The sequence below is a fragment of the Pseudomonas sp. SST3 genome (genome assembly GCF_003325755.1).
Genome location: NZ_QORI02000013.1, coordinates 1 through 18,141, shown reverse-complemented (window position 1 = coordinate 18,141; position 18,141 = coordinate 1). Strand labels below are relative to the sequence as shown.

At 60.2% G+C, this 18,141-nt stretch carries 15 protein-coding genes and 1 tRNA gene; 8 read left to right on the top strand and 8 right to left on the bottom strand.

Features of this window, described 5'->3' with window-relative positions:
* Window positions 1–296 precede the first annotated feature (296 nt).
* From DQ405_RS14670 to DQ405_RS14655, 4 genes are all read right to left on the bottom strand, one after another.
* Complete coding sequence (locus DQ405_RS14670; protein ID WP_168424904.1) at window positions 297–614, bottom strand: nucleotidyltransferase domain-containing protein; 318 nt, start codon at window positions 612–614, stop codon at window positions 297–299.
* Window positions 611–1,033 carry a nucleotidyltransferase substrate binding protein gene (locus DQ405_RS14665; RefSeq protein ID WP_168424903.1) on the bottom strand — a complete coding sequence of 141 codons (423 nt, stop codon included), beginning with the start codon at window positions 1,031–1,033 and terminating at the stop codon, window positions 611–613. Before DQ405_RS14665 ends, DQ405_RS14670 begins: the two co-directional genes overlap by 4 nt.
* 53 nt (window positions 1,034–1,086) lie before the next feature.
* Window positions 1,087–2,025 (bottom strand): hydroxymethylglutaryl-CoA lyase, encoded by a 939-nt coding sequence (locus DQ405_RS14660; protein WP_168424902.1) that lies wholly within the window; start codon window positions 2,023–2,025, stop codon window positions 1,087–1,089.
* A gap of 485 nt (window positions 2,026–2,510) precedes the next feature.
* Window positions 2,511–3,713, bottom strand: coding sequence for a CaiB/BaiF CoA transferase family protein (locus tag DQ405_RS14655; RefSeq protein ID WP_168424901.1), 1,203 nt, complete (start codon window positions 3,711–3,713; stop codon window positions 2,511–2,513).
* A gap of 176 nt (window positions 3,714–3,889) precedes the next feature.
* On the opposite strand from DQ405_RS14655, the gene DQ405_RS14650 reads away from it, so the two are divergent.
* On the top strand, window positions 3,890–4,789 hold the full coding sequence (locus DQ405_RS14650; protein WP_168424900.1) for a LysR family transcriptional regulator: 900 nt from the start codon (window positions 3,890–3,892) through the stop codon (window positions 4,787–4,789).
* 148 nt (window positions 4,790–4,937) lie between these two features.
* On the top strand, window positions 4,938–5,939 hold the full coding sequence (locus DQ405_RS14645) for a DctP family TRAP transporter solute-binding subunit (protein WP_168424899.1): 1,002 nt from the start codon (window positions 4,938–4,940) through the stop codon (window positions 5,937–5,939).
* A gap of 543 nt (window positions 5,940–6,482) precedes the next feature.
* Here the strand turns inward: DQ405_RS14645 and DQ405_RS14640 are convergent.
* The gene (locus DQ405_RS14640; RefSeq protein WP_168424898.1) at window positions 6,483–7,826 is read right to left on the bottom strand and encodes a DUF2254 domain-containing protein; all 1,344 of its coding nucleotides are present in this window, start codon (window positions 7,824–7,826) and stop codon (window positions 6,483–6,485) included.
* Between the two features lie 250 nt (window positions 7,827–8,076).
* Between DQ405_RS14640 and acs the strand changes: the two genes are divergently transcribed.
* Window positions 8,077–10,032, top strand: coding sequence for an acetate--CoA ligase (acs, locus tag DQ405_RS14635; protein WP_168424897.1), 1,956 nt, complete (start codon window positions 8,077–8,079; stop codon window positions 10,030–10,032).
* Window positions 10,033–10,077: 45 nt separating this feature from the next.
* Here the strand turns inward: acs and DQ405_RS14630 are convergent, their stop codons facing one another.
* From DQ405_RS14630 to DQ405_RS14620, 3 genes are all read right to left on the bottom strand, one after another.
* The gene (locus DQ405_RS14630) at window positions 10,078–11,199 is read right to left on the bottom strand and encodes a mechanosensitive ion channel family protein (protein ID WP_168424896.1); all 1,122 of its coding nucleotides are present in this window, start codon (window positions 11,197–11,199) and stop codon (window positions 10,078–10,080) included.
* A gap of 162 nt (window positions 11,200–11,361) precedes the next feature.
* Window positions 11,362–11,715, bottom strand: a complete 354-nt coding sequence (locus tag DQ405_RS14625; RefSeq protein ID WP_168424895.1) for a rhodanese-like domain-containing protein — start codon at window positions 11,713–11,715, stop codon at window positions 11,362–11,364.
* Between the two features lie 883 nt (window positions 11,716–12,598).
* Window positions 12,599–12,688, bottom strand: a tRNA-Ser gene (locus DQ405_RS14620).
* Between the two features lie 228 nt (window positions 12,689–12,916).
* Here DQ405_RS14620 and DQ405_RS14615 point away from each other — a divergent pair.
* The 5 genes from DQ405_RS14615 (at window position 12,917) to DQ405_RS14595 (ending at window position 17,882) form a co-directional block, all read left to right on the top strand.
* On the top strand, window positions 12,917–14,221 hold the full coding sequence (locus tag DQ405_RS14615) for an HD-GYP domain-containing protein (RefSeq protein WP_168424986.1): 1,305 nt from the start codon (window positions 12,917–12,919) through the stop codon (window positions 14,219–14,221).
* 130 nt (window positions 14,222–14,351) lie between these two features.
* Entirely contained in the window at window positions 14,352–15,047 is a 696-nt protein-coding gene (locus tag DQ405_RS14610; protein ID WP_168424894.1) for a crotonase/enoyl-CoA hydratase family protein, read from the top strand.
* Between the two features lie 263 nt (window positions 15,048–15,310).
* Window positions 15,311–16,531, top strand: coding sequence for an aspartate aminotransferase family protein (locus tag DQ405_RS14605; RefSeq protein WP_168424893.1), 1,221 nt, complete (start codon window positions 15,311–15,313; stop codon window positions 16,529–16,531).
* Window positions 16,532–16,597: 66 nt separating this feature from the next.
* Window positions 16,598–16,885: a topoisomerase II gene (locus DQ405_RS14600; RefSeq protein ID WP_019340650.1), complete on the top strand. Its 288-nt coding sequence runs from the start codon at window positions 16,598–16,600 to the stop codon at window positions 16,883–16,885.
* A gap of 10 nt (window positions 16,886–16,895) precedes the next feature.
* Window positions 16,896–17,882, top strand: coding sequence for a succinylglutamate desuccinylase (locus DQ405_RS14595; RefSeq protein ID WP_168424985.1), 987 nt, complete (start codon window positions 16,896–16,898; stop codon window positions 17,880–17,882).
* Window positions 17,883–18,141: the final 259 nt, after the last annotated feature.

The window sequence follows — 18,141 nt, the reverse complement described above, 5'->3', positions numbered from 1 at the left end:
TGCGTTAGCGCGCACGCCGCCATGAAAGTCGCGCCATTATAATGGCATCAATATCAATTGGCCATTATCTGCGGGGTAGTGATGGATCTATGGCAGGCTATCGCCTGCAATCGCCGCGGGCGCGGCTCCCGCAAAAAGCGGTGCGATGTGAGCTTTGATGGCGTGGGAGGGCCGCCTTCGGCGCGAAGCTGTTTGTTTTGCTGGCGAGGCTGCGTGCCGTCGCACCGGGCAGGCCGCTAATCTATATAGTGCTCCGGATCCCAGCCTCAGGTGGAGCATCAGGTCAAATCGATACGCTAAACCGTTGCCTTATAAAACAGCTTCCCGACTCGATCGATGTGTTCGATCAGCTGCGGATTGTCGATCTGGTGATGCAGGGAGAGGTCGATCTTGTAAGGCAGAAGTAGGTCATCCAGTGCCAGCTCGATATCGAGTAGGTCCTGATGAGAGAGTTCGTTGCCTTTTAGGGTCAAGTCGATATCTGAACCGGGGCGGTAGTTTCCTTTCGCACGAGAGCCGTAGAGAATCGCTTCGCTAACCTTGGGGAAAAGTCCAAGTGCTTTGCAGATCGATTGAGCATCTGCTTCGGATAGTCCCGAGTGCTCCAGTATCATGGCGTTGGTTCTTCCCGGCTGGACATTGTTTGATCCAGCGCCTTTAGCAGCGGATGGTGCTGCAATCGGATATTCATCAGAATCGCCTCCGCCGTTTCCTCGTTGTATGTATGAGAGGTACGTTTGCGGTCTGTGAGCATTTGCATCCAAGCATGACCGTCGCTGATCAAGCCCTTGCTGAACGCTTCACGAATGGTATCGCGCGAGCCAACGATGCCCTCGATGCCCTGCCAGACGAGGAAATCTTTTAACGTATTCCAGCCAAGCTCATAGCAATATTCGAAGCGCTGGACGACGCCTTGTTTTTCCAGTTTCGATAGTTCGCGTTGCCCCATTAGCTCAATGGCTTCGTCAAGCTCTAGCAGAACCTTATGGAAGCTGCTCAGGCGCCGCTGCCAGTGCACGTCGATGTTGTCCATTAGCGAAGCCCTAGGTTCGAGTGGGTAAAGGCTACACGTCTCTGCGGCAGGGCCTATCGGGCGGTTTCCTGTTCCATCCACTTCGGCTTCGGATAGCGACGGTCCGATTTTCCGGCCTTGAGTACGGCTCCCGGTATGTCGTGGCCAACCAGTTCTGGCAGGCTGGCGGCGCACTGCAGCAGTTTGTCCAGATCGACGCCGGTATCCAAGCCCATGCGCTGGAACATATGTACCAAATCTTCGGTGCAGATGTTGCCGCTGGCGCCGGGTGCGTAGGGGCAGCCGCCGAGGCCGCCGAGTGAGGCGTCGAAGCGGTCGATACCGGCGTTCAGCGCCGCCAGTGCATTGGCCAGGCCCATGCCTCGGGTGTTGTGAAAGTGCGCGGTGAATACCGCGTCGGGCCAGTGGGTCATTGCGTGCCTGCAAACGCGTTCGACCTGTGCCGGATCGGCCATGCCGGTGGTGTCGCAGAGGGTAATGCCCTGAACTCCGATGTTGAGCAGGCGCTGTATCAGTTTATGGACTCGCGGTTCGGGAACCTCGCCTTCGAACGGGCAGCCGAAGGCAGTCGACAGCGAGGCGTTGATGAACACGCCGCTGCCGCGAGTCACCTCGATGATCTCGCGAAACTGCTCCAGCGATTGCTCCGGCGTCATCCGCAGATTGGCCATGCCATGCGTGTCGCTGGCGGACATCACCAGATTGATTTCGTCAACGCCACAAGAGAGCGCTCGCTCGCAGCCCTTCACGTTGGGCACCAGCACGGTGTACTCGACGCCCGGCACTCGGCGGATACCGCGCATGACTTCTTCGGCGTCGCGCAGGTTGGGAATGGCCTTGGGCGAAGTGAAGGAGGTGACCTCGATCTTGGCCAGCCCGGTTTCGGAGAGGCTATTGATCAGTGCGATCTTGTCTTCGGTGGGGATGAAGTTCGGCTCGATCTGGAAGCCATCGCGGGTGGCGACGTCCTGGATGTAGAGGCGTTTGGTCATGGATGTCTCCGGTTGGTGACAAGAGCTGTGTTGTTCTTGATGGTCTTCTTAAAACCAAAAAAGCTTCGCCCCGAGGGCGGGCCTCCCACAACATCAAAAGCGTCGCTGCACCGCTATTTGTGGGAGGCGCGCCCTCGCGGCGAATGCAGGCGATAGCCTGCCAGCAAAGCCAAAATGCTTCGCGCCGAGGGTGGCACTCCCGCAACATCAAAAGCGTCGCCGCACCGCTTTTTGTGGGAGGTGCGCCCTCGCGGCGAATGCAGGCGATAGCCTGCCAGCAAAGCCAAAATGCTTCGCGCCGAGGTGGCACTCCCAAAACATCAAAAGCGTCGCCGCACCGCTTTTTGTGGGAGGCGCGCCCTCGCGGCGAATGCAGGCGATAGCCTGCCAGCAAAGCCAAAATGCTTCGCGCCGAGGGTGGCACTCCCACAACATTAAAAGCGTTGCTGCACCGTTTTTGTGTGAGGCCCCCCTCGCGAACGGGTTTAAATAATTCCCCGCTCACGCAATCCCTGGCGCTGCACTTCGGTCAGGCCAAGCCCGGCCAGGACGTCTTCGGTGTGCTCGCCCAGCTGCGGGCCGCCGGCGCCAATGCGGCCTGGGGTGCGGCTGAGTTTGGGGAGTACGCCTGGGACCTTGAGCGGTCCGGCGAACGTTTGCACCTGCTCGATCATCTGTCGCGCCAGGTAGTGCGGATCCTTGACGATGTCCGCCGCTGTGTAGGGATAGCCGGCTGGAACGCGCGCCTCCTTCAATGCCTCGATGACCTCATCGCGACTATGCTGAGCCGTCCATTCGCCGATTGCGGCGTCGATCAGCTCGGCGTGCTGGGCGCGGCCATCGTTATGCGCGAAACGTGGATCATCGGCCAGGTCCTGACGCCCCATCAGCATCATCAGGCGCTTATAGATGCTGTCGCCATTGCCGGCGATCAGCACGTAGGCGCCATCGCGACACAGGTAGGAGTTGGAGGGCGTGATACCGGGCAGTGCGCTGCCGGCCGGCTCGCGGACATAGCCGAAGGCATCGTATTCGGGCACCAGGCTTTCCATCATGGCGAACACCGATTCGTACAGCGCGACATCGATTTCCTGACCCTTGCCGCTGCGATTGCGCTCCTGCAGGGCGAGCAGCACACCGATGACGCCATACAGCGAGGACAGCGAATCACCGATGCTCACACCCACTCGCACCGGCGGCTGGCCCGGATAGCCGGACAGGTGCCGCAACCCGCCCATGGCCTCACCGATCACGCCGAAGCCGGGTAGGTCGCGATAAGGGCCGGTCTGGCCGTAGCCGGAGATGCGCAGCATGATCAGGCGCGGGTTGAGCTTGGACAGTTCATCCCAGCCCAGGCCCCAGGCTTCCAGCGTGCCGGGGCGGAAGTTTTCCACCAGCACATCGGCTTCGGCGACCAGTTGGCGAACGATTTGTTGGCCTTCGGCGGCTTTGAGATCGAGCGTCACCGACTGTTTATTACGTGACTGCACATGCCACCAGAGCGAGGTGCCGTCTTTGAGCTTACGCCACTTGCGCAGCGGATCACCGACGCCCGGCGGTTCGATCTTGATCACCTCGGCGCCGAATTCGCCGAGCATCTTGCTGGCGAAAGGGCCGGCGATCAGCTGGCCCATCTCGATGACCTTCAGGCCATGCAGTGGCAGGCTGTTTCCATTCTGTTCGTTCATCGCAGCACCTGTACCGGGTCGATTCATGTGCGCAGGATGACCGAGCGCCACGTTGTGGACAATTGCCGAATAGCCAAGGATGGTTTCGCAAAGCACGAAGGCTACAGGCTGGGTGCCTTTCTAAGCGCGCCGGTTTATCGTTGTCGCTTCGTCACTTGCGAATACGAGAGCCAACCATGCGGCGTGTCGATTTCGTTACCCTGCGCCTGTTCGTCGCCGTTGCCGATGAGCGCAGCCTTACCCGCGCGGCCGAGCGCGAGCACCTGGCGCTCGCCGCGGTCAGCAAGCGCATCAGCGATTTGGAGGGCCAGCTCGGCGTTAGCCTGCTGTATCGCCAGCCTAAAGGCGTGAAGCTGACGCCCGCCGGCCACGCGCTGCTGCACCACGCCCGCAATCTGCTCGACGGCCTGCAGCAGATGGATGCCGACCTCAGCGAGTTCAGTCAGGGCGTGAAGGGGCACGTGCGCATCCATGCCAACACATCGGCGGTCATCGAATTCCTGCCGGAAGACCTTAGCGCCTTCGCGCGTTTGCATCCTGAAGTGAAAATCGACCTGGAAGAGCGCGTCAGCAACGACACTTTGCGTGCCCTGCGCGAGGGGTTAACGGATATCGGCATCTTCGCCGGGCATATGCCGGCCGAAGACCTTCAGGTATTCGGCTATCGCGAGGACAACCTGGTGCTGGTCACGCCGCGTCAGCATCCGCTGGGGGGCTTGAAGCACATTGCCTTACGCGATGCTGCCGGCTTCGACTTCATCGGCCTGCAGCAGGACGCCTCGCTGTATGCGCTGTTGCAGCAGTCGGCCCAGCAGATGGGCACGCCGCTGCGTTTGCGTATTCAGGTGCGTAGCTTCGAGGCCATCTGCCGCATGATTCATACCGGGATGGGGATCGGTGTGCTGCCCGAGCAGGTGGTGCGCAACTATCTGCCGGCGCTGGATGTGGCGATCATCCCGCTGACCGATGCCTGGGCGCGGCGTGAGCTGAAGATTGGTGTGCGTAACCTGGAAAGCCTGTCGGTCACCGCGCGGCAAATGCTCGAACACCTCACCGCTCGCGAAGGCAATCGATGAAAAACGGCTGAAACCGGCGTGGGCGCATTGATGCCTTCGTGGGAGGCGAAGCCTCGCTTGCCCAAATATGAATGTCGCCGGAAAAGGACGGCGGAGTAGAGTCGTGACCAGCTACCTGGCTCACACAACTACAAGACGGAGCTTTCCCATGGCACGACTCACCCGTGGTATTACCCATCTGCTCGCCGCTTCAGCCCTGTTCAGCATGTTCACCGCGCAGGCTGCCGATCCGATTCTGATCAAGTTTTCCCACATCACCGCCGACAGCACCCCCAAGGGGCAGGGCGCGCTGATGTTCAAGAAGCTGGTCGAGGAGCGTCTGCCGGACCAGGTCGAAGTGCAGGTGTATGCGAACTCCTCGTTGTACGGCGACGGCAAGGAAATGGAGGCACTGCTGCTCAACGACGTCCAAATGCTCGCACCCGCGCCGTCGAAGCTGGAGCAATACACCAAGCAACTGCAGCTGTTCGACCTGATGTTCCTCTTCGATGACGTCGCGGCGGCGCAACGCTTCCAGCAGTCGGACAAAGGCAAGGCCATGCTCAAGTCCATGGAAGACAAGGGCATCACCGGGCTGGCCTACTGGCTCAACGGCATGCGCCAGTTCACCGCGAACAAGCCGCTGCGTGAGCCGGCCGATGCTCGCGGATTGAAATTCCGTGTCCAGCCATCGGATCTGCAGGCCGCTCAGTACACGGCGTTGCGCGCGGTGCCGCGCAAGATGGCGTTCGCTGAAATCTACCAAGGCCTGCAGACCGGTGTGGTCAATGCTCAGGACAATCCCTGGTCCAACATCTACAGCCAGAAATATTACGAAGTGCAGCAGTACATGACCGAGTCCAACCACGGCATCGGCAATTACCTGCTGATCACCAACACCCAGTTCTGGAACGGCTTGCCGGCGCCGGTGCGCGCTGAGCTCGAACAGATCATCGACGAGGTCACCACCGAGGTGAACCGCCAGGCCGAGGCGCTGAACGAAAAAGCCAAGCAGAACGTCATCGATACCGGCAAGAGCGAAATCCTGGTGCTGACCGAAGATCAGCGCAACAGCTGGCGTGACGCTGTTCGTCCGGCCTGGAAGAAGTTCGAGGCGGAAATCGGTGCCGATCTGATTCAGGCCGCCGAAGCGGCGAACCAGGCGGAGTAAATTCGACCGCTACGCGCCTTCCGGCACTCGCTGCGGGGCGCTTTTAGCGAGAGGCGCGGCCCGCACCGAAAAGCGTTCAGCCCACTCAAAGGCAAAAGCTTCGCCCCGAGGCGGGGTTCCTACAGCAGAGCCAAGGCGCCGACGGCATTGCTTCAGCGGGAGGCGCGCCCCGCGGCGAAAGCGCGTCGCTCTGTCCGCTCAAAGCAAAGAGCTTCGCCCCGAGGCGGGCCTCCTACAGCAGAGAGCCAAGGCGCGGGCGGCATTGCTTTGGTGGGAGGCGCGCCCCGCGGCGAACGCGCGCGTTTCCTGCCCGCTTAAGAGCAAAGCTTCGCCCCGAGGCGGGCCTCCTACAGCAGAGCCAAGGCGCGGGCGGCATTGCTTTGGTGGGAGGCGCGCCCGTGCCGAAAGCGCGCGTTCAGCCCACTCAAAAGCAAAAGCTTCGCCCCGAGGCGGGGCTCCTACAGGAAACGGCAAAAGCTTCGCCCCGAGGCGGGGCTCCCACAGGAAACGGCAAAGCGCTTTCCCGGTGGGGAGAGTGGCGGTTCACGTCCCGGCTTGCGGCTGATGCTCAAGGTCGATCGGAAGCGGCGCGACGACGGGGGCTTTGTCGTTTAGTTTCTTCAATCGATCGAGCACCTCGTTTACCGCGCGACGGTCGCGCGGGTTTTCCACCTTGGCATCGGCGTCTTCGCGCAAGGCGTCGATCTCACCGTGCAGCGCCTGCAGCTGGGCTTCGTTCGGGTTGCCGTGCAGGGCATTCTTCAAGCACTGCAGGAGCGTGATCAGGACTTGCGGATCATGGCCACCATAGATGCGGATCGGGGCGATAACGCTTTGCAGCAATCGCTGCATAGCCATCTGCGGATAGAAAAGGCGCGGACGGCCTTCATCCATGCAGCCAGCGTCAAAAGGCGGGACTCCGCCGAGCCGCTTCAGCAGTACGCCGATCAGATTGACCGCCCGCATCGCGGTACCGGGGTCGTTGATGGCCGGGCTGATGGCCTTGACCGCGATTTCCGAGATCTGCCGCATGCCGTAGGAGACGTTAGCGCCAGCGAATTCATTGTCGTGGAAGTCGAAACAGTCGAGTGCTTCATTCGCCTCTTCATCGCTCAGCGGCTCACTGAACTTGATCAATGGATGGCCCTCGATCAGGAAGAAGCCCGGCTCTACCTGGATCACGGCGATCAGGTCGCGTTTGCGCAGCATCTTGCCCAGGCGCCGTTCGTTCACCTCGCGAAGATATCCCGGTCGGGCTGAAGGCAGGCACCACCAGTCGGTTGTGTCGGGGATGTCGGCGACGCCGGCGATGCGCCGCCTACGCTTGTCCAGGTTGGCTGATGCGCTGTTGTAGAGCTGGCTGAGGATCCAGTCGACCTGAATCGATTGGGATACCGAACGAATGAATACAACGAACAGCGCCATGCACAGCATGCCGAATAGCAACGCCAGCAGGAGCCCGAGCGCCGGGACGCTGGCTGGGTCGTTCTTGTTGATCGCGCCGATCATCAGCAGGTAGTAGACGATGCTGCCCAAGTAGATGCCGAGGATCACCTGATTGCGCGTGTCGCTGACCAGGCCGGGCAGTACCCGAGGCGACAGGCGGGCCGCGGCGCCGTTGAGCACGACCATCACCATAGAGAAGCTGAAGACCGTGAGAGAAATGATGCCGGTAATCAGCGTGCCAAGGATTTCACGGCTGTTGTCGGCATCGACCAGACCTGGCGGCAGCTTTTCACGTAACGGCGCAGCAATGGACGTCGACTCAAATGCAAACACCAGCATCGCTATGACGAAATAAACGGCGGGGATCAGGACCGGATAGAGGGCGATGCTCTCCCTGATGCGTTTAACGACACGAAAGAACACGTTGGCTGGATCTGACATCCTTGAACCCCGGCGTGACGGGCATGTGCCCCGGCATTTCTATGACCACAGAGGGCGGCAAAGTACGCCTCGGGCGAAGCGTCTATGCTCTAGGGGAGAAAGCGTTTTACAAGGCCACACGCCAGCGGAACGCTTTGGCCCCGCGTTGCTCGAACGTTAAGTCACCAGGCGCTTGGTTTGATTCGTATGGTTCGCCTGTGGGGCAGGTTATTCGAAACGATAACAAGACCGACGAGTGAGGTAATTGTCCATGACTGCTGCGTCCCTGTATCCCGTGAAACCGGAAGTTGCGGCTCGGTCGCTGACCGATGAGGCTGCTTATAAAGCGCTGTATCAACAGTCGGTGGTCAACCCTGACGGGTTCTGGCGCGAGCAGGCGGAGCGCATCGACTGGATCAAACCGTTTTCGCGCGTCAAGCAGACGTCCTTCGATGACCATCATGTGGACATCAAGTGGTTCGCCGATGGCACCTTGAACGTCTCGGCCAACTGCCTGGATCGCCACCTCGAAACACGGGGTGACGAGGTGGCGATAATCTGGGAGGGAGACGATCCATCCGAGCATCGCCGCATCACCTACCGCGAGCTCCACCACGAGGTCAGCAAGTTTGCCAACGCGCTCCGTGGGCAGGATGTGCATCGGGGCGATGTGGTCACGATCTACATGCCCATGATCCCCGAGGTGGCGGTGGCAATGCTGGCTTGTGCACGCATTGGTGCCATTCATTCGGTGGTGTTCGGCGGGTTCTCCCCGGAAGCGCTGGCCGGCCGGATCATCGACGGCAAGTCCAAGGTGGTCATTACCGCCGATGAAGGGCTGCGCGGCGGCAAGAAGGTACCGCTGAAAGCCAATGTCGACGAGGCGCTGACCAACCCGCAAACCAGCTGCATACAGAAGATCATCGTGGTACGTCGCACGGGGGGTGATATCCGCTGGAACCAGCATCGCGACATCTGGTACGAAGATCTGATGCGTGTGGCAGGAGAGGTTTGCGCACCGAAGGAGATGGGGGCAGAGGAGCCTCTGTTCATCCTTTATACCTCCGGCTCGACCGGCAAACCCAAAGGTGTAATGCATACGTCTGGCGGCTATCTGCTCTACGCCGCTCTGACTCATGAACGAGTATTCGATTACCGTCCCGGCGAGGTTTATTGGTGTACTGCCGACGTCGGCTGGATTACCGGCCACAGTTACATCCTCTACGGACCGCTGGCCAACGGTGCGACAACGCTGATGTTCGAAGGCGTGCCTAACTATCCCGACGTCACGCGGATCGGCCAGATCGTCGATAAGCACAAGGTCAACATTCTCTATACCGCGCCCACCGCGATCCGCGCGATGATGGCCGAGGGTGGTGCCGCGATGGAGGGTGTCGACGGCTCAAGCCTGCGGCTGCTCGGCTCTGTCGGCGAGCCGATCAACCCCGAGGCCTGGCACTGGTATTACGAGACGATCGGCAAATCGCGTTGCCCCATCGTCGATACCTGGTGGCAGACCGAGACGGGCGGCATTCTCATCAGCCCGCTACCTGGCGCTACGGCTTTGAAACCGGGTTCCGCGACGCGGCCTTTCTTCGGGGTGGTGCCGGGATTGGTAGACAACCTTGGCAATCTGCTCGAGGGCGCCACCGAGGGCAATCTGGTGATTCTCGATTCGTGGCCGGGGCAGATGCGCAGCATCTATCGCGACCACGATCGCTTCGTCGACACCTACTTCAAGACCTTCCGCGGTATGTATTTCACCGGTGACGGCGCCCGTCGCGACGAAGATGGCTACTATTGGATTACCGGCCGGGTGGACGACGTGCTGAACGTATCCGGTCACCGCATGGGCACGGCGGAAATCGAAAGCGCCATGGTCGCGCACCGTAAGGTGGCCGAAGCCGCGGTGGTGGGCGTGCCGCACCCGCTCAAGGGGCAGGGCATCTACGTGTACGTGACGCTGCTGGCGGGTGAGGAGCCGTCTGATCAGTTGCGTCAGGAGCTACAGCAGTGGGTGCGCAAGGAGATCGGGCCAATTGCCGTACCGGACGTCATCCAGTGGGCGCCGGGCTTACCCAAGACTCGCTCGGGCAAGATCATGCGGCGCATCCTGCGCAAGATCGCCACTGACGAATACGATGCGTTGGGGGATGTCTCGACGCTGGCCGATCCGGGCGTGGTACCTCAACTGATCGAAACCCATAAGCAGATGCGCATGTGGTGAATGCTGGAGCGGCGGCGGCCTACGGGCCGACGCGCGCTCCAGCTGTCATCCGTTGGGCTGCGCGCTCCGGGCCTGCTGAGTGGCGGCGGGCTTTTCATTTGGCACACCGGCGACCGTCAGTTCCGGAAAGCTACCGCCAATGAATTCAACACTGCGGGTCGGGAAGGCGAACTGCACGTCCATCTCGCGAATGCCGTCCAGCAACTGCAGATTGATTTCCTGCTGGGTATCCATGTACGCGTTGTAGTCCGATACCTGCATGATGTAGACGACTTCGAAGGTGAGCTGGCTGTCGTCGAAGGCGAGGAAATGCGCACGGTCGAAATTGGCGTTGTCGATGCCGTCGATGATTCGCTTCAGCAATGCTGAAACCTCGCGCACCTTGTCCGACGGCGTGTTGTAGGTGATGCCGAACTTGAACACGATCCGCCGCGTATTCATGCGCTTGTAATTGTGCAGGGTCCGTTTGAGCAATTCGGCGTTGGCACAAACGATCTGCTCGCCGCTCAGCGCGCGTATGCGGGTGGTCTTCAGGCCGATGTGCTCGATGTTCCCGGCAACGTCGTCGAACACGACGAAGTCTCCGATCTCGAACGGTTTGTCCACGCCGATGGACAGTGACGCGAAGACATCACTGAGCAGCGTCTGCACCGCCAGTGCAATGGCGATACCGCCGACGCCGAGGCTGGCGACCATCGCGGTGATGTCGACTCCCAGGTTGGCCAGAATCGACAGCAGCATCATGGTCCATATGACGATGCGGATCATGATGCCGATGATGGTGGTGGTGACTGGATTTCGCGCCTTGCCGTCGCGAGTCAGGCTTTCCATCCACAGCCGGGCGGCTGTATCCATCCACAATGCGATCTGGAACGCCAGCGCGATGAACCAACCATGCGACATGGCTGATTCCCAACGATCCGGCAGCTCGACGACCTTTAAGGCCAGCAGTAACGAGAGCGCGATCAGCAGCAAATGGCTGGTGCGGCTGAGCATCTCCGCAGCAATGGCGACGAAGCCACTTCGTGCCCCTTTGGCCATTTTCCGCAAGCGGTTGGTAATGATCCGCAGGATGGCCTGCAGTACGAGATAACTGACGATAGTGACGCCAGCGACTATGGCGATGTTGATCCAGAGCTGTTCGTTCAACATCACATCCCAATTCATCAACTCGAGTCCTCCCGGGTATACGCGACCAAGCGTAGAAGCAGCGGCTCCTTTTTCAGTAGCCACTGCAACGCATTAGTTCCCGTAGTAGACGACGGGGAGGCGAATCAATGAGGGAATGCGGAGGGAGTATGGCGCGGTTGTCGACGGGGCATCGGGGCGTCAGCGAGGGGGGACGACTGCTTTCAGGTCTCCATAACCTCCGGCATTGATGACCTGGCTATAGCCCATCTCAAGGAGCAGATCCTGTGCGGCAGAGGAGCGACGTCCGCTGCGGCAGTAAAGAACGACCGGGGCTTCTTTGTCCGGCGCGATACCGGCGATGCGCTCGGCGAGATCCCGCGTTTCGATTCGCGTCGCGCCGGGCAGGGCGCCTTCTGCGTATTCCTGGGCGGTGCGAACATCGATCAACACGCTGTCGTCGCGTTGCAGTGCGGCTATGGCGGCAGACTGGTCAACCTCTCCGGCGATCACAGCGGGGGTCGCCATCAACAGAAGCAAAAGCACGCGATACATAAGCATTCCTCTGTCGTTTCGTGTCGTCTCGACCGATTAGCCGATCAGCCGGGTGAGATTCGGAAGAATCAAAACGATCGCCGTGGCGAGCAGGATCATGGTCGCCTGCCGGACTTTCTTGTGCTTGAACATGGTAGCGGCCTTTTATTGTTCTGGTGCGAGCCGTTGTGTCGCGTCTCGCCGGTAACGGTTGTGCAATCCATACGATGCGCAGTGGCAGAGGTCTGGTCCGCTTCCCAGACGTGCTTGGCCTGTGACCCTTCCGAGGGTCGGGGTTTTAATCGTAAGCCAAGCAAGATACGGACCAGCGCAAGCGCTCGGGTCAAGACATCTAGGTGTGTAGTAATAAACGACGCCAAGTGGAGCGGTCTTGCGCGATTCGCTGCACTGGCACAGTCACGCGTAAGGGGCAGGCGGTTAGGCGGGGAGCGGTGCAGCGTCTGGGATTAAGCTTGTTCGCGATCTCGCTCCTTCAGCAGCGCTGATGCGTTTGTGCAACATTCTGCTCGAATGACCGCTGGTCAGAGATATCCATAGCGACGCCTCGCACAGACGCAATCGACGACACCGTCGCTGAACCCTGTAGGATCATGGAGCGAATTGAAACGTCGCGCGCTCGGATCGGCACCCCTGCGGGTGGAATCGGAACATCCGCGTAACGCGTTCCGGGCGGGGGTGGCTCGGTACTGCTAGAGGTAAAGAGAGGAGGCCGAGGAAGCCGGGTAGTGAGGACGGACCGGACCTTATCGCGATCCTGGAACACAGCCCTACAGCTGTAGGCCATTTCCCAAAGCGTTCCCATCGGAGCAATTTTTTTATGTCTTAAACGTCGAAGCCCCTGACTTTCACTAGGAAAATCAGGGGGCTTCGGCTATTTCAGGTCTGGCGGTGAGGGTGGGATTCGAACCCACGATACGATTTCTCGTATACACACTTTCCAGGCGTGCTCCTTCAACCGCTCGGACACCTCACCGGATCTCGACAGGCTTGATGACCGTCGAGGCGCGCTAATGTAGCCGAAGAGCTTTCGGATGGCAAAAAGTTTTTTAGTTTTTTCATGCGGTTAAGGTGCGGTTGGGAAACTGGCTAAGCGGTAGTGGTAATGAACCTATGGTTCCTCTACGGTTCCAACGCCTATGGAATCGATGCCAGCTTTCCCGCAATCGAGCGTAGTGAATATGAAGAGCCGAGAAAGGCTTTGATGAAGTTATTCAAGAGCAAGCGCAAGCGGCCGGATGTGGTGGAGGTCGCAACAAAACGTCGTCTGCACGTCGGTCATCTGGAACTCGGCATGTATATCTGCGAGCTGGATCGTCCGTGGCGCCAGACCGATTTCCTGTTTCAGGGATTTCCCCTGCTCAAGCTAGAACATATCCAGGCGGTGCGTGAGCGCTGCGATTATGTTTTCGTCGATGATACCCGTCGTGTGCTGCTGGATCAGGGCCAGATGATCGTGCCCTCAGCGACGCCGCTGCGTGTCACGCGTACCATGACCCGCATCCCGCTCTCCCTTGAAGTTCAAGAAGCGCGCGAAGCCTACCGCAGCAGTGCATTAGTGCTGGATCAGGTTCTGTTGGATGTCCAGCAGGGGCGCGCCATCGATACCAAGGCCTGCCAGGCGCTGGTCAAGCGGAACCTCGAAAGCATGTTGCGCAACGAAAGTGCCATGCTTTGGCTGACGCGTTTGAAGTCGCAAGATCTGTACACCAGTTTGCACTGTCTCTCTGTGTCCATACTGGCGATGGGGTTCGGCACCCACCTCGGGCTACCCGACGAAAAGATCGAGTTACTGGGCATAGCCGGGCTGTTACATGATGTCGGCAAGATGAAAGTCGATCCGGCCATTTTGAACAAGCCGGGCAAGCTGACACAGGCAGAGTTCGAGCACATCAAGCAGCACCCGGACTTCGGTTATCAGGCGCTGTGCAGCCAGAACGACATTCCCGCAGCGGCCATCCAGGCAGCGCACGGGCACCATGAGCGGCTGGATGGCAAGGGTTACCCCCAAGGGCTCCAGCAGTACCAGATTCCGTTTACCACCCGGGTGGTGACAATCGTCGATGCCTTCGACGCGATTACCAGTCACCGAGCGTATGACAATGCACGACCGATCCAGGCTGCCTACGATGTGCTCCGCAGTGGTGCCGGCCAGCAGTTCGATGAGGCGTTGGTACACGAATTCATTCGCTGGCTCGGCGTGTTTCCGGTGGGCACGCTGGTCGAGTTGCATACCGGTGAGGTCGCCCTGGTGCTGGAGAAACATCAGCAGCTGCACTTGCGGCCCAAGGTGGTTGTCCTGCGCAGCGCCGATAAAAAGCCCTGCGACCCACGTTATCTGGATCTTTCCCAGCTGACCGTTGACGCCGATGGAACGCCTTATCGGATTCGCAGCGGTATTTCCGATGGTTCCCACGGCCTGTTCATCGCCGATCCGAAACTGCAAACGATCCTGCACCCTGAGCTGCTCGCTGTGCTCGAGCTGGAACCGGATACAGCCGACAGCTGATCCAGCTCTCCCAGCCCTGCGGCTTTGGCAGTTCCGCCCAGCAAACCATGACTTGCCAGTCAGTCACGACGCTTTACCTTGCGGGTCGTGCTGGGTAACGTCTGCGGACTTCTAACAAGGAATATTCGTCATGAGTGATCTGGTTTCCTACGAACTCGCAGACGGCATCGCCACCCTGACCCTGAACAATGGCAAGGTGAATGCGTTGTCTCCTGAGGTGTTCGACGCGCTCAACGCCGCGTTCGATCGCGCCGAACAGGACCGCGCTGTGGTGATTCTCACCGGCCAGCCAGGTATTCTGTCCGGCGGCTATGACCTCAAGGTGATGACCGCGGGCCCGGAAAGCGCCATCGCGCTGGTCACGACCGGTTCGCGGTTCACGCGACGGATGCTCGCTCACCCGTTCCCCATCATCGTTGCCTGCCCTGGTCACGCCATCGCCAAGGGCGCGTTCCTGCTGCTATCAGCCGACTACCGCATCGGAGTCGAAGGGACGTTCAATATCGGTCTCAATGAAGTCCAGATCGGCATGACCATGCACCATTCGGGCATCGAAGTGGCGCGGGATCGTCTAACCAAACCGGCGTTCCATCGCTCGGTGATCAATGGCGAGATCTTCAATCCACAGGCGGCGCTCGAGGCCGGCTTTCTCGATAAGATCGTTCCGGCCGGTGAGTTGATGGACGTTGCCAAAGCGACTGCGGCTCAGTTGAAGAAGATCAACATGACGGCTCACAAAAACACCAAGCTCAAGGCTCGCAAAGCGCTTCTCGAGACGCTGGATCGCGCCATCGAACTGGACCAGCAGCACTCGATCGTTTCCTGAAGAGAATTTTCGCCGGACCGCCCATTCCCGGTGGCCCTGCGTTTAAACTGCGCTTATAACGCCCCGCCACGGTCAGGCTGTGTCAAAACTACTGCGCTCGGCCATGCTGCGTTAAAAACAGTCTCAAAATGCTCATTTACAGCTCGTAAATTGCGCTTTTTCGCCTGTTTTTGCCTGGCCTGACCTTCGCTCGCTACGTTTTTGCACGGCCTGACGATGGGGCGTTTTCATTCCTATTCGTGTCGCATCGCAGGAGAGTCCTGATGTCCGCCCCGCACACCCCGGTAGAACGCGCTGATTTCGACCAGGTCATTGTTCCCACTTTCGCACCCGCCGCCTTCATTCCAGTGCGCGGCCAGGGCTCGCGAGTATGGGATCAAAGCGGGCGAGAGCTGATCGACTTCACCGGCGGCATCGCCGTGAACGTGCTCGGCCACGCCCACCCGGCACTGGTGGCTGCGCTGACGGAGCAGGCGGGCAAGCTCTGGCACATCTCCAACATCTTCACCAACGAGCCGGCGTTGCGTCTGGCCAAGAAGCTCACCGCCGCGACCTTCGCTGACCGGACGTTCTTCTGTAATTCTGGCGCCGAAGCCAACGAGGCGGCCTTCAAGCTGGCGCGCCGCTACGCTCACGACAATCACGGGCCGGAGAAGAACGAAATCATCTCGGCAGTGAACAGCTTCCATGGCCGGACGCTGTTCACCGTGACGGTCGGTGGCCAGCCGAAGTACTCCGATGGGTTCGGACCGAAGATCCAGGGCATCAGCCATGTTCCGTATAATGATCTCGATGCGCTCGCCGCCGCTATTTCGGATAAGACTTGTGCTGTGGTCCTGGAGCCGATTCAGGGCGAGAGCGGTGTTCTACCTGCCGACCAGGCTTACCTGGAAGGCGCGCGTAAACTCTGTGACCAGCACAATGCATTGTTGATCTTCGACGAAGTCCAGACCGGCATGGGCCGCACCGGCGAGCTGTACGCCTACATGAATTACGGTGTCACGCCGGACATCCTGACCAATGCCAAGAGTCTCGGTGGCGGTTTCCCGATCGGTTTGATGCTGACCACCGACGAGATCGCTGGGCACTTCAGCGTCGGTACCCACGGCACTACCTACGGCGGCAACCCGCTTGCGTGCGCGGTGGCGGAAGCGGTGGTCGATATCGTCAATACGCCGGAGGTGCTGAACGGCGTCAAGGACCGGCACGAACGCTTCAAGCGCGGGCTGCTGGAGATCGGCCAGCGCCATGGGCTGTTCAGTCAGGTGCGTGGCATGGGCATGTTGATCGGTTGCGTGCTGAACGACGCATGGAAAGGGCGCTCGCGGGAGATCTTCGATGCGGCCGAGCGAGAAGCACTGATGATTTTGCAGGCTGGCCCCGATGTGATTCGCCTGGCCCCTAGCCTGATTATCGAAGAGGCCGATATCGCCGAAGGCCTGGCCCGCTTCGAGCGCGCCGCGGCAAAACTGTCCCAGGCCTGAGGCCCAACCCCCCATGGCAGGACAGTCATCCGTCCTGCCTTCGTTCCCTTATCGAGAATTCTGACCATGAGCGATAGCCTGCAACTGATCCTTGAAGACGTCGACGGTACCCAGCTTGAGACGTCCTGCACCCGTTTTGCCGTGATGTGGCAGGGGCGAGAAGTCTGGATTCAACAGGTCGGCAACAACCAGCTGATGATCGGCGTGGACGTGGAAGATGGCGACACCGAGTACGCCAATCTGCTGCTGCGTCCGCTGGCTACCAATCTGGTCAGCCTGGAGCTGGAGATGGAGCCGGTCGAGTCCGCTGATGACGATCATGTGCATGGACCGGACTGCAACCACGACCACTGACGGCCCCGACATGCTGGCGCTGGGGCGACTGCTGGAGCTTACGCTTGCCGGGCGCGAGCCGGACGAGAAAGTCCAATTCACCGCTGACGGCGCCAGACTGCGATGGCTGGGCGAAGGCGCCCTTGAGGTGACGCCAGCGAAAGGCCTGGATGCAGGGCTGGATCTGGTGCTGTCGGCTGGCGTGCACGGCTGTGAGATCGTCCCGATCGAGCTGCTCGATCAATTGACGCAAGCGATTGGGCGCGGCGAGATACGTCCCCGCGTCCGGCTGCTGCTGTTGTTCTGCAATCCCCCTGCGATGCGCCAGAGCGTTCGCCGGGTCGCTGAAGACCTGAATCGCCTTTTCTGTGGCAAGCACGCGAATGGCTGCAGCGACGAGGCTCGCCGCGCGTCGCGGCTTGAAGCACTGGTAGCGGCGTTCTTCCGCGAGCCGGGGCGTCGTCGCTGGCATTACGATCTGCACTCGGCCATGCGTGTATCGAAGCTGCCTCAGTTCGCGATCTGTCCGTGGGTGCCCGACCGCCAGGTATCTTCGGAAAGTCTGATGCGCCTTCGCCACGCTGCGGTTGATGCGGTGTTGTTGCAGGAGAAGCCCTCCGGAACCTTTAGCGCCCACACCGCGACCCACCACGATGCCGAGGCCTTTACGCTTGAAATGGCGGAAGCCCCTGGCGGTGTCTGGCCTGATTGCCTCAGCGAGTTTCTCCGAACCGCACAGGATTGGATCGAGACGGCCGAGCCTGTGCCGAAAGACTCGTTGCGACCTTTAACGACGTTTCGGCTGGCACGAGAGATCATCAAGCGCAGCGAACGCTTCGTCCTGCGTTTGCCGGCAGATATCGAGAACTTCACTCCGCTGTCACTCGGAACGTTACTGGCGGAGGACGAAAACGGCATGCGCTGGGTGGTCGAAGAGCGGGACGCGCGCATTCTGTTTCCGCTGGCTAATGTCGCGATCGGCGAACGTGCCGGCCTGATCGTCGTGCCTCGCGATTGAGTCAGCGATTGTTTTGAGTTTGTGAACACCGTTTTGGGGCGCAGCTTTTGGCGGCCGGCTGCGGGGCGAAGCTTTGGCCTTTGGGGTGGCAAGAGGCGCGGGTCGCGCCTCCTACGAGAAGCGGCTCGGTGCGTGGAGCGAGCGCAGGGTCCGCCTTTGATCTTTGTAGGAGGCCCGCCCCGGGGCGAAGCTTTGGCTTTTGGGTGGGCAGGAGGCCCGCATTCGTCGCGGGTCGCGCCTCCCACAAGAAGCGGCTCGG

What these genes read in the sequence shown, in the direction of transcription:
- DQ405_RS14670 (WP_168424904.1), bottom strand. Translation starts at nt 614, where the DNA reads ATGATACTGGAGCACTCGGGACTATCCGAAGCAGATGCTCAATCGATC.
- DQ405_RS14665 (WP_168424903.1), bottom strand. Translation starts at nt 1,033, where the DNA reads ATGGACAACATCGACGTGCACTGGCAGCGGCGCCTGAGCAGCTTCCAT.
- DQ405_RS14660 (WP_168424902.1), bottom strand. Translation starts at nt 2,025, where the DNA reads ATGACCAAACGCCTCTACATCCAGGACGTCGCCACCCGCGATGGCTTC.
- DQ405_RS14655 (WP_168424901.1), bottom strand. Translation starts at nt 3,713, where the DNA reads ATGAACGAACAGAATGGAAACAGCCTGCCACTGCATGGCCTGAAGGTC.
- DQ405_RS14650 (WP_168424900.1), top strand. Translation starts at nt 3,890, where the DNA reads ATGCGGCGTGTCGATTTCGTTACCCTGCGCCTGTTCGTCGCCGTTGCC.
- DQ405_RS14645 (WP_168424899.1), top strand. Translation starts at nt 4,938, where the DNA reads ATGGCACGACTCACCCGTGGTATTACCCATCTGCTCGCCGCTTCAGCC.
- DQ405_RS14640 (WP_168424898.1), bottom strand. Translation starts at nt 7,826, where the DNA reads ATGTCAGATCCAGCCAACGTGTTCTTTCGTGTCGTTAAACGCATCAGG.
- acs (WP_168424897.1), top strand. Translation starts at nt 8,077, where the DNA reads ATGACTGCTGCGTCCCTGTATCCCGTGAAACCGGAAGTTGCGGCTCGG.
- DQ405_RS14630 (WP_168424896.1), bottom strand. Translation starts at nt 11,199, where the DNA reads ATGAATTGGGATGTGATGTTGAACGAACAGCTCTGGATCAACATCGCC.
- DQ405_RS14625 (WP_168424895.1), bottom strand. Translation starts at nt 11,715, where the DNA reads ATGTATCGCGTGCTTTTGCTTCTGTTGATGGCGACCCCCGCTGTGATC.
- DQ405_RS14615 (WP_168424986.1), top strand. Translation starts at nt 12,917, where the DNA reads ATGAAGTTATTCAAGAGCAAGCGCAAGCGGCCGGATGTGGTGGAGGTC.
- DQ405_RS14610 (WP_168424894.1), top strand. Translation starts at nt 14,352, where the DNA reads ATGAGTGATCTGGTTTCCTACGAACTCGCAGACGGCATCGCCACCCTG.
- DQ405_RS14605 (WP_168424893.1), top strand. Translation starts at nt 15,311, where the DNA reads ATGTCCGCCCCGCACACCCCGGTAGAACGCGCTGATTTCGACCAGGTC.
- DQ405_RS14600 (WP_019340650.1), top strand. Translation starts at nt 16,598, where the DNA reads ATGAGCGATAGCCTGCAACTGATCCTTGAAGACGTCGACGGTACCCAG.
- DQ405_RS14595 (WP_168424985.1), top strand. Translation starts at nt 16,896, where the DNA reads ATGCTGGCGCTGGGGCGACTGCTGGAGCTTACGCTTGCCGGGCGCGAG.